The organism is Vibrio sp., assembly GCF_047973365.1.
GTDB lineage: Bacteria > Pseudomonadota > Gammaproteobacteria > Enterobacterales > Vibrionaceae > Vibrio.
In genome coordinates, this window is the sequence record NZ_JBKEBW010000024.1 from 1 (window position 1) to 10,760 (window position 10,760).

Below are 10,760 nucleotides of genomic sequence, written 5' to 3' on the forward strand. Positions count from 1 at the left end.
AGTGGAGCGGTTTTTCAGTTGTTTCCTGTGTGTTGCTGAGCCTGCCGGGCTGTCACGCCGGGGGGCGCGCCACCGCTAGGTGGATAGGGAGTCCCGTCCGCTCCGCCACTATTTGAAGCCTCAGTTGAAAGACTGGGGCTTTTTTACGTCTGTAGAAAAGTGTTGACCAATGTGGAGCGGTAGTTCAGTTGGTTCCTCTTTGTTTAAGAGCAGGCCGGCCTGTCACGCCGGAGGGCGCGCCAACGCAAGGTGGATAGGGAGTCCCGTCCGCTCCGCCACTATTTAAAGCCTCGTTAGAAATGACGGGGCTTTTTTACGTCTGTAGAAAAGTGTTGACCAATGAGGAGCGGTAGTTCGTACCCTTCTGGAACACTTTCTGATCAGTGAATGGGTGTCGATAAGCAAACCCTCCGAGCCATAGATGGCTCGGCGGAGCCCCATGGAAGGCTGCTCTTATAAAAAATAAGGCGTGTTTGCGTTCGATGCCCATTTACTGTTCCATCAATGCTCAATCTGATCACATTCTTATTTAGAATAGTATAAAGTCTTGTAACGAAGAGTCGATCAAGAAACTTTAGGCGTAATCACCACACAGGCGGTATGTTTTTGCTTACCAAACCCTAAAATCTGGCACAGCGCCTTTTTACCCAGTGGCACAAACGCTGATGCAATTGCGTGTTCTTCGCCTTCCGCATGTGGGTCATGGAAGAAGAAAAACTTCTCACTCATACCACTCAAAATAATCCAGTGCGGCTCTTTCTTACCATCAAAGCGATAGGTACTGATAAGCAGCAGTACACACGCACCTTGTCTAACCCACTGTTCCAACTGCTCTTGGCTTGGTGGCGCGTCAATGGTCGTGACATCTTGGGTTTCTAACTGCTGACAAAAATCCTGATGAACCAGTTCGATCACCGCTTTCTTGTTTGCATTACGCACGCTATCAATGAACGGCGTACTCTTAGATTGACTCCATAGCTCAACATGAAAACCTCGACGAGTGGCGGCCAGTGCTAATCCCTGCCCGCTACACCCTCCATGCCCGGCAGCCATAAAAATGGTTGTCGCTTCACGCCACAGTTGCATCTCCTGAATTCGCGTTGGCTCAAAGGTTTGATCAAGATAAGAAAAACTCATCAGCAAACAGGCAGCACCGCAGGTAAAAGGCGTCGTTTGCACGTACAAAGGCATAGCTAATTGTACTTTTGGACCATGAGGCATAAGCCGCTTTTGTAGACGACGGCCATTACATAAATCATCGTAATAATGGATCAATAGTTTCAGGGTTTTATAGCCCATTTTTTCATATAAATTTATGGCTGCCGTATTGTCTTCGCGAACTTCTAGCCTTAATGTAGTGGAGCCTTGATCAAGAGCTGCACGCTCACATTGCTCAACCAAATTATGAGCAATTCTCCGTCCTCTGAAATCGGGTTTAACGGCAATTGAATACAATCTTGATAGCTGTGTACCTTGATGAAATAGCAGCAATGCATATCCAGCCAGCTCCTCACCCGAATCTGCCACAAAAATGACAGCTTGGTTGGAATGTAAAAAACGCTTCATTTGACGCGGAGAAATTTTATCTCCGTCAAATAGCTGTTGTTCTAACGCATTAAGCGCAGAGAGATCAGTACTTTTCGCAAGACGAAAGTCCATACGATGTCCTTAAGTAGTTGACAAGATTGCAACTCAATAATACACCCAAAGCAACTAAGCATGCAGCTAGGTAATGAACAATAACCTTCAAACGATTGTCTACACTTAATCGTATTGAACCGTTGGGAGTGATGAGCAGTAAAGCTGTTTACTGTGATGCGGGATTCTAACTTTAGCGTATATATACTCTAGCAATAGGAATCAAAATAATATGGCAAACCTTTTAATCGTGACTGACCAAGCAAGTGACTGGCAACAATACTTCCCTTCAGAACAAGTTGTCAGAGTTGCCCAATACCTTGATGCCGACTGGAAACAAAACTTCCGTAGTGTGCAAGTGGTCAATTTGTGTCGTGATTATGATTACATGAGCAACGGCTACTACTGTTCGTTGATGGCAGAAGCTCGTGGGCATCGAGTGATCCCGCGTGTAATGGCAATTAACGATATCAACCAACCATTTCTGCTTTCTTCCGGTTTATTGAAACTCAATAAACTGTGCAAAAACACCGATTCTATCCATTGTAAAATCTACTTCGGTCGTACACCTGAGCCGGGGTTAGATAAGCTTGCTCGTCGTCTGTTCGAACAATTTATGGTTCCTGTGATTGAACTGAACATCCACAAGTACCAGGGGCAATGGCAAATTAGCCGCATTGCACCATTCCCATTTCAAGATTTGGAAGATCAAGAACAAGACTTCTTCATCGAGTCTCTGGAGATGTTCTCAACTAAGGTTTGGCGTAAACCTAAGCAAGAGAAGAAGTACCGTTACGATGTAGCAATGTTGGTTGATGCAGATGAAAAAATGCCGCCTTCAGATGCATCAGCACTCAAACGTTTTGCCCGCGCAGCAAACCGCTTAGGCATGAACTTAGAAACTATTTCACCGGATGATTTATCCCGCTTAGGTGAGTTTGACGGCTTGTTCATCCGCGCAACCACCAACATCAGTAACTACACCTATCGTTTTGCCAAAACTGCGGAAAAGATGGGCTTAGTGGTCATGGATGATTCAGAATCCATAATGAAATGTACCAACAAGGTCTTTTTGACTGAATTGTTGCAACGCAACAACGTTCCGGCACCGAAAGGGGTGATTGTAAAAAGCTTTGATGAGAACTGGAAAGAAAACCTGCTCGCGCAACTTGAATTACCCATGGTTCTGAAGATCCCGGATGGTGCATTTTCTCGTGGTGTTGTGAAAGTGCGTACTGAGCAAGAGTTAGTAAAAGAAGCTTCTGTTTTATTTGAAAAAAGTGCGCTTATTCTTGCCCAAGCTTTCATGCCGACCGACTTTGACTGGCGTATTGGGGTGATGAACCGCCAACCGATCTTCGCTTGTAAATACATGATGAGTCGCGGTCACTGGCAGATTTATCAGCACCACAATAGTGGGCGGGTTTCCTCTGGTGGCTTTGAGACTCTCGACTTAAAACAAGTACCGAAAAACGTGGTCGATGTAGCCGTTAAAGCTTCAAACCTTATCGGCAGCGGCTTGTATGGCGTTGACTTAAAAGAGATTGACGGTCAAGTTTATGTCATTGAAGTCAACGACAACCCAAGTATTGACCACCATGTGGAAGATGCTTTCTTGGGCGACTTACTTTACGACCGGGTAATGACTGAGTTCTTGCGCCGCATTCAAATGCGCGGCTTCTAATCTCAATCACCCATAGCCCAAGATTTCTTGGGCTATGGCATTAAAAGGAGCAACATGAATTTTTTAATCGATCACTGGCAGTTTTCCGGGCCACAAGCCACACAGCCAAGCGATAAGCCAACATCGCTTCAAGCTCAACACTGGTATCATTGCCAACGGGATACTCCCGGCGTAAGAGAGTGGCTGTTAGAGAACGCGATCCCCACCTCTATCGTCGATAGTTTACTGGCCGAAGATACCCGTCCGCTGTTTGAGCAATACGATGAGCAGAATTTCCTGTTGATCTTAAGAGGCGTCAACCTCAACGAAAACGCCGATCCCGCAGATATGCTTAGCGTTCGCATTCTCTATTATCAAGGTGCATTGATCTCTACCCGCAAGATCCCATCAAAAACCATTAATGCCGTTCGCCAGTTACTGAGTCAAGGAGAAGGCCCCAAAACCATGGCCGATCTGGTGGTGAATATCATTGATGGCTTAAACAAAAATATCGACAACTACCTAGATGGTATCGAAGAGAAGATTGAGCTCTTTGACGATGAAATCGAACTGAGCACAGAGTTAATGGATACCCATAAATCTTTGCTTAAAATCAAACGCTTTATCAAACCTCAGCAATACGCGATTGATGACTATATGTCTTCAGATGTGCCATTGGCAAACTTCAAAAACATGCGCCTGCGCCACAGCGTTAACACCATTACCCGTATCAACGAAACGCTCGACTTCTTCCTCAGTGAGTTGGAAATCATCAAAGGCGAGCTGCGCCAATACCACGCTGAAAAGATGAACCAGAACACTTATCTGTTCTCTGTGATTGCAGCGATATTTTTACCGACCAGTTTCTTAACCGGGCTATTAGGCGTTAACGTCGGAGGCATTCCGGGAACCGAATCGCCGGTCGCCTTTACGCTCTTTTGTTTAAGTTTGGTGGGTATTTTCGCCGTCGAGTTTTGGATATTAAAACGCTTGCAGTTTTTCGCCAAAAGCTAATCAGGGATTGCTAAACGTTTACACGCTTTAGCATCCCTTATCAAATCTAAGCTTAGCTTCTCAAATCTGTACATTAGTTGACGGATTCATTGCCATATTTTCACTCACATAGTTAAATAAAGACTCTTATGTAGCGAGGTCTGTCATGGCAACCATAAAAGACGTAGCACGTGAAGCAGGCGTTTCAGTGGCAACGGTTTCACGCGTGATCAATAAATCGCCTAAAGCGAGTAAAGCTTCGATCGATTCAGTCACCAAAGCGATGAAAGACCTTGGCTACCGACCGAATGCCGCAGCCCGGGCGCTGGTCAGTCAAAGCACCAATACTATTGGTGTTCTGGTTAGTGACGTCTCGGATCCTTTCTTTGGCACCTTAGTCAAAGCCGTGGATAATATCGCTCATCAGGCAGGGAAACATTTGCTGATTGGCAATGGTTACCATCAGGTCGAAGAAGAACGTCGCGCGATTGAACTGCTCATGAATAGCCGCTGTGATGCTCTGGTCATTCACTCAAAAGCGCTTTCAGATCAAGAACTCATCGCCTACGCTCAGGAGATCAACACCATGGTGCTGATCAACCGCCACATCCCTGAGCTTGCCGATCGTTGCATCTCTCTCGATAACTATAAAGGCGCTTATCTGGCGACGGAATTTTTGATCCGTCATGGGCATGAAAAAATTGCTTGTGTCAGTTCCTCTCATCACATTGAAGATGCTGACCAACGTATCGAAGGCTACAAAGACGCTTTGGCGGCACATAATATTACCTTGCCTGCCAGCTACCTAGAGCTCGCCTCACCAGACAGTGAAGGCGGTGAAGAAGCCATGACCAACTTACTGACCAAGTCTTTGGAAATTACCGGTGTGGTTGCCTACAACGACAACATGGCGGCGGGTGTACTTTCTGTGCTGGAAGAAAATGGCGTGAAAACACCGCAGCAGGTATCGGTGATTGGCTTCGATGACGCTTTGATTGCACGCTATGTGAGTCCGCGCCTGACAACTATTCGCTACCCAATTCAAATTATGGCAGAAAAAGCAGCAAAACTGGCTTTGCAACTGGCAAAAGATGAACCGCTGGAACAAGAGCCTATGTGTTTCTCGCCAACGCTGGTACGCCGAGATTCTGTAGATAAAGCACCATCTAAAAGCACCGCTCAATAATACCGTTCTAGAAAAATTTCTGATCAGTGAATGGGCATCGATAAGCAAACCCTCTGAGCCAAGGATGGCTCAGCGGAGCCCCATGGAAGGCCGCTCTTATAAAAAATAGGCGTGTTTGTGTTCGATGCCCATTCGCTGTTCCACCAATGCCCCGTTTGCTCATATTTTTACCTAGGATGGTATAGGCAAAAAAAAAGCCCTCACTTATTGATAAGTGAGGGCAAACTCGCTTTAACCTAAGAACTGTAAACCTTATCCCCCCAGTCCTTAGGTTCACTATGCACCCTACGGGCTAGCTCGCCAAAACGTTGAACTTATACACAGTGGTAAAAGCGTATTCTTCGCCGGGAAGAGTCATGCAACTCTCCTGTGGCCAATCGGTATGATTCGGTGAATCGGGTAAATACTGAGTTTCTAAAGCAAGACCCTGATACTGTTTGTATGTAGAGCCTTTTCGATTAGGTGTTCCTGCTAAGAAGTTGCCACCATAAAACTGAATCGCCGGTTTATCGGTCAACACCTGCATAGACAGAGCACCGTCAGGCGCTTCAACGGTTGCGACTGGTTGTCCCGTTTTACAACTGTCATCAAGTAAGAAGCTATGATCGTAGCCTTGGCAGTTTTTCTGCTGCTCATCGGTTAATAGATCTTGCTTGACCGTTTTCGCTGTGCGGAAATCGAAACTGGTATTTTCAACACTCGCCAGCTCTCCCAGAGGGATACCTTCAAAGGTGGTTGGCAGATAGTAGTCCGCATTAACTTGCAGCTTATGCTCAAGAATATCAGCGCCAGATTCGGCACCAAGCAGATTGAAATAGGCATGGTTAGTCAGATTCAACGGCGTCGCTTTATCGGTTGACGCTTGATAACTGATCACCACCTGATTGTCGTCAGTAAGCTCATAAGTCACTGATGCCGTTGCATTGCCCGGAAAGCCTTGGTCACCATCCGCTGAGAAAATTGAGAATTCAACTTTCTGTTTGTTTTGATTAACGATATCCCAGCGGCGATGGCTCCAGCCATCTTTGCCACCATGTAAACAGTGCGCGCCTTGATTGCCATTTAACTGGTAGGTTTCACCTTGATATGAGTATTGAGAGTTGCCAATACGGTTTGCGTAACGCCCAACCGTCACCCCTAAGAAGCTGCCGTGCTGTTTAAAATCGTCCATGGTGCTTAAACCCAGCAACACTTCGCGCATTTCGCCAGCGACAGGAACCACACAGCTTAACCAGGTTGCGCCGATATCCATAAACACCACTTGCATACCGGCAGCGTTAGTTAGCGCGACTAACTTGGCTGGCTGACCATCGTAAGCCGGTGACTGTGGCATAGTGTCAAATAAACCATTGGTCATTGATTGAGTCCTTTATTGAATCAAACCCGCGCCAGCTTTTGCCTGACACACATAAAAGGTGGCTGTAAGGCCGCTTTGTTGTGGGTAAAGAGTGGCAACTGCTTTTTCTACATCGCCAACCAATGACGGCGGAACTAACGCTACAATACAGCCGCCAAAACCACCGCCCGTCATACGAACGCCGCCCTGCTCGCCAATCACCTCTTTCACAATATTGACTAAGGCATCGATTTCTTTCACTGTGATTTCAAAATCATCACGCATAGAGGCATGAGATTGCGCCATCAACTCACCCATACGTTGCAAGTCTCCGGCGCTTAAAGCATCTGCAGCTTGCAGAGTACGTTCATTTTCTGTGATGACGTGACGAGCGCGTTTAGCGACAACAGGATCGAGCTGCTCTACTTTGTCGTTAAACATTTCAAGAGAAACGTCACGCAGCGCTTTGACGCCAAAAATTTGTGCCGCGGTTTCACATTGCTGACGGCGAGTGTTGTATTCACTGTCAACTAAGCCACGCTGCTTGTTTGAGTTGATGATGACAACCGCCATCTCTTCCGGCATTGGGACGGCTTTAGTTTCCAGGCTGCGACAATCGATAAGCAGCGCTGAGTTCACTTGACCTTCCGCCGAGATAAGCTGATCCATGATGCCGCAGTTACAACCGACAAACTGGTTTTCCGCTTGCTGACCATTTAAAGCGATTTCCGCTTGGCTAATCGGCAAGTGGTAAAGCTCCTTAAACGTTTGACCAATCACCACTTCCAAAGCGGCGGAAGAGCTTAAACCCGCACCTTGGGGTACGTTACCGCTCACGGCGATATCAGCACCGTTAAAAGAGTAGCCGCGTTCCATCAAGTATTTCACTACGCCGCGAATGTAGTTGGCCCACATTTTGTTTTCAACAAAGCTAATCGGCTGAGTTAAATCGAACTCGTCCGTAGCATTGCCATAATCCACCGCAACCACTTTTACCTTGGAATCAGAACGAGCAGAGGCGGCAACCACTGTCTGGTAGTTAATGGCGCAAGGTAAAACAAAACCATCGTTATAATCGGTGTGTTCACCAATCAGGTTTACACGGCCTGGTGCCTGAATTAGGTGGCTTGCCTTATAGCCCAGCACTGCTTCAAATGCAGCTTCAACACTTTTAATTAAGCTCATAATTTTGTTCCACTTATTGTTCTTTATAATGTACGTCTGATAACGAGCGTAATCGCTCAGCGGCTTGTTCTGCGGTGAGATCTCGCTGGGTTTCAGCTAGCATTTCATAGCCGACCATAAATTTGCGAATACTCGCGCTCCGCAGTAGTGGCGGATAAAACAATGCGTGCAGTTGCCAATGTTCAATACTCTGCCCATCGGTAAAGAATGGTGCATAATGCCAGCCCATCGAATATGGGAATGAACACTGAAACAGGTTGTCATAACGACTGGTTAGCTTCTTAATCGCTATCGCAAGATCATCACGCATTTCATCGCTCAGTTCGCTGATGCGACGGATGTGTGTCTTAGGCAGCAACATAGTTTCAAATGGCCAAGCCGCCCAGTAAGGAACCACGGCAACCCAATGCTCTGTTTCAACCACGATTCTTGAACCATCTTTCAGCTCTGCTTGCACATAATCCACCAGCAGGTTTGAACCATTCTCTTGGTAATACGCGCGTAAATTTTTGTCTTTACGCTCTATTTCATTAGGAAGAAAACTATTTGCCCAAATTTGTCCGTGCGGGTGTGGCTGGGAACAGCCCATGGTTTCACCTTTGTTTTCAAAAGCCTGAACCCAAAGGTACTCTTTACCGAGTTCTTCAATCTGCTCATTCCAGGTATCAATCACGCCGCGTATCGCTTGCGGAGCCAGCTCAGGCAACGTCTTACTGTGATCCGGTGAAAAACAGATCACACGGCTTAAACCACGAACACCCTGCACTTTAAATAACGGATGAGCATTGTCAGGCGCATCTGGAGAATCAGCCATTAACGCCGCAAAGTCGTTATTAAATACATAAGTGCCTTGGTAATCTGGGTTTTTGTCGCCAGAAATACGCTCATTGGTTGGACACAAAAAGCATTTGGCGTCATAAGAAGGTAGTTCCGCAACCGATGGTTTTTCATCTTGCCCACTCCACGGACGCTTAGCCCGATGGGGGGAGACAAGTACCCACTGCCCGGTTAACGGGTTATAGCGACGGTGAGGATGGTCTACAGGGTTAAATTCAGTATTCGACATAGCGTTCATTCTTCTCTAAAAACTAGTAACCTTTTGGGTTAGCAAGCTGCCAACGCCAAGTATCTTCTGTCATTTCTTTTACGCTGCGGCTCGCTTTCCAGCCCAGTTCACGTTCGGCTTTTTCAGTGCTCGCCCAACACTCTGCGATATCACCAGCACGACGAGCACAGATTTCGTAAGCCACCTCTTTGCCGCAAGCCTGGCTAAACGCGCCAACCATATCGAGCACACTCGAGCCTTTGCCTGTGCCCAAATTATAGATGTGCAAACCACTTTTAAGACCGACATTGGTCAATGCCGCTAAATGACCATCCGCCAAGTCCATCACGTGGATATAATCACGAACACCAGTACCATCAGGGGTTGGATAGTCATTACCGTACACTGAAAGCTTTTCTCTGCGTCCAACAGCAACTTGAGCAATATACGGCATAAGGTTGTTTGGAATGCCTTGTGGATCTTCCCCCATTAAGCCCGATGGGTGCGCGCCAACAGGGTTAAAATAACGTAGCAGGGTAATGCTCCAACTTGGGTCTGAGGTAAACAGATCCGATAAACACTCTTCCACCATGTACTTGCTGCGACCATATGGGTTAGTGGTAGCACCGGTTGGGAAAGATTCAGTAATGGGCACGGATGCCGGGTCGCCATACACAGTCGCGGATGAACTGAAAATGATGTTTTTCACTCCGGCTTTGCGCATTGCGCGCGCAAGAACCAAAGAACCATTGACGTTGTTATCGTAGTATTCCAGCGGTTTAACCACCGACTCACCCACCGCTTTTAAGCCCGCAAAATGAATCACAGCTTTGATATCGTGCTCGGCAAAAATAGAATCGAGCAGAGATTCATCACGAATATCACCATGATAGAAAGCGGGTACAACGCCTGAAATCATCTCAATTCTGTCTAATACCTTTTCTTTTGCATTAGACAAATTATCGACAATGATCGGTTCCATGCCGGCTTCAATCATTTGTACACAGGTATGGCTACCTATGTAGCCCATACCGCCAGTGACCAATACTTTCACTTCACTTACCTCAAACAACATCTCATTCAATGGACAAGAGTGTAGCAGGCTATATCGCCTGTATTCTGTGATCATGGCTGCAATGTGAAAACGTTTACACTAATTACATTAAATTGTCATAAAAAAGCGCCACTTTAGCCATCAAATATCTATCTGTTACCGAAAGCATTGCTGTAAACCCCTTATGCAATAATAGGTAAACGATTTCACAATAATATTTTGCAGCATTTTTATTGCCGATAAATTAAACAGCAAATGGTAACCTCAACTAAACTTATTAAGTAACTATCAGTATATAAATCCAGACATAGTGAAACGCTGATAAATGGGGGAATAAAATGGACACGCATAGCAAAAATGGCGAACACAGCTATTTCGCTTCAACGGGAACGCTGAACGATCAGCTTGCTGATCTTCATCAGAGATTACGAGTGTCTGCTCCAGAAATTGATCGAATTTCTTTTGCTCTTTATGACGATGAAAATGATCACCTTAAAACCTATGCAGATAGCACATTTCATGGCTTTTAACTGATGCATTACGAGTTCCCTTTATCCGAGTTGCCCGCATTAAAAATTTGCTCAGATACGTGCTAAAGCCGCTATTTAGGCGACATACCAAATCAACTGAATGCCAAATATCCTCACACTAAATGGTTGA

9 protein-coding genes and 1 tRNA gene are annotated in these 10,760 nt (G+C 46.1%); 5 read left to right on the top strand and 5 right to left on the bottom strand.

The genetic code is table 11. The features are described 5' to 3' along the window. The first annotated feature begins 173 nt into the window (after window positions 1-173). Window positions 174-278 (top strand) — tRNA-Asp (locus ACK5MF_RS03840). A 286-nt stretch (window positions 279-564) separates the two neighbouring features. Here the strand turns inward: ACK5MF_RS03840 and ACK5MF_RS03845 are convergent. Continuing rightward, entirely contained in the window at window positions 565-1,659 is a 1,095-nt protein-coding gene (locus ACK5MF_RS03845) for a GNAT family N-acetyltransferase/peptidase C39 family protein (RefSeq protein WP_416919538.1), read from the bottom strand. Between the two features lie 211 nt (window positions 1,660-1,870). Here ACK5MF_RS03845 and ACK5MF_RS03850 point away from each other — a divergent pair, with 211 nt between their 5' ends. The 3 genes from ACK5MF_RS03850 (at window position 1,871) to ACK5MF_RS03860 (ending at window position 5,480) form a co-directional block, all read left to right on the top strand. Beyond that, complete coding sequence (locus tag ACK5MF_RS03850) at window positions 1,871-3,322, top strand: RimK family protein (protein WP_416919539.1); 1,452 nt, start codon at window positions 1,871-1,873, stop codon at window positions 3,320-3,322. A gap of 54 nt (window positions 3,323-3,376) precedes the next feature. Next, on the top strand, window positions 3,377-4,315 hold the full coding sequence (locus tag ACK5MF_RS03855) for a zinc transporter ZntB (RefSeq protein ID WP_416919541.1): 939 nt from the start codon (window positions 3,377-3,379) through the stop codon (window positions 4,313-4,315). Window positions 4,316-4,460: 145 nt separating this feature from the next. Then, window positions 4,461-5,480, top strand: a complete 1,020-nt coding sequence (locus ACK5MF_RS03860; protein ID WP_416919543.1) for a substrate-binding domain-containing protein — start codon at window positions 4,461-4,463, stop codon at window positions 5,478-5,480. A 292-nt stretch (window positions 5,481-5,772) separates the two neighbouring features. On the opposite strand, the gene galM is transcribed toward ACK5MF_RS03860, so the two are convergent. The 4 genes from galM to galE are packed head-to-tail and all read right to left on the bottom strand — an operon-like array spanning window position 5,773 to window position 10,100. Continuing rightward, window positions 5,773-6,837 (bottom strand): galactose-1-epimerase, encoded by a 1,065-nt coding sequence (gene galM, locus ACK5MF_RS03865; RefSeq protein ID WP_416919545.1) that lies wholly within the window; start codon window positions 6,835-6,837, stop codon window positions 5,773-5,775. Window positions 6,838-6,849: 12 nt separating this feature from the next. Next, window positions 6,850-8,001: a galactokinase gene (gene galK, locus ACK5MF_RS03870; RefSeq protein ID WP_416919547.1), complete on the bottom strand. Its 1,152-nt coding sequence runs from the start codon at window positions 7,999-8,001 to the stop codon at window positions 6,850-6,852. A gap of 13 nt (window positions 8,002-8,014) precedes the next feature. Beyond that, a complete protein-coding gene (locus ACK5MF_RS03875; protein ID WP_416919549.1) occupies window positions 8,015-9,067 on the bottom strand; it encodes a UDP-glucose--hexose-1-phosphate uridylyltransferase in 1,053 nt (350 codons plus the stop codon). A 22-nt stretch (window positions 9,068-9,089) separates the two neighbouring features. Continuing rightward, window positions 9,090-10,100: a UDP-glucose 4-epimerase GalE gene (gene galE / locus ACK5MF_RS03880; RefSeq protein WP_416919551.1), complete on the bottom strand. Its 1,011-nt coding sequence runs from the start codon at window positions 10,098-10,100 to the stop codon at window positions 9,090-9,092. Between the two features lie 338 nt (window positions 10,101-10,438). Here galE and ACK5MF_RS03885 point away from each other — a divergent pair, with 338 nt between their 5' ends. Next, window positions 10,439-10,630, top strand: coding sequence for a hypothetical protein (locus ACK5MF_RS03885; protein WP_416919553.1), 192 nt, complete (start codon window positions 10,439-10,441; stop codon window positions 10,628-10,630). Window positions 10,631-10,760: the final 130 nt, after the last annotated feature.

Coding starts and splice junctions, on each gene's coding strand:
- ACK5MF_RS03855 (WP_416919541.1), top strand. CDS start 3,377: ATGAATTTTTTAATCGATCACTGGCAGTTTTCCGGGCCACAAGCCACA.
- ACK5MF_RS03860 (WP_416919543.1), top strand. CDS start 4,461: ATGGCAACCATAAAAGACGTAGCACGTGAAGCAGGCGTTTCAGTGGCA.
- ACK5MF_RS03875 (WP_416919549.1), bottom strand. CDS start 9,067: ATGTCGAATACTGAATTTAACCCTGTAGACCATCCTCACCGTCGCTAT.
- ACK5MF_RS03885 (WP_416919553.1), top strand. CDS start 10,439: ATGGACACGCATAGCAAAAATGGCGAACACAGCTATTTCGCTTCAACG.
- ACK5MF_RS03845 (WP_416919538.1), bottom strand. CDS start 1,659: ATGGACTTTCGTCTTGCGAAAAGTACTGATCTCTCTGCGCTTAATGCG.
- ACK5MF_RS03850 (WP_416919539.1), top strand. CDS start 1,871: ATGGCAAACCTTTTAATCGTGACTGACCAAGCAAGTGACTGGCAACAA.
- galM (WP_416919545.1), bottom strand. CDS start 6,837: ATGACCAATGGTTTATTTGACACTATGCCACAGTCACCGGCTTACGAT.
- galK (WP_416919547.1), bottom strand. CDS start 8,001: ATGAGCTTAATTAAAAGTGTTGAAGCTGCATTTGAAGCAGTGCTGGGC.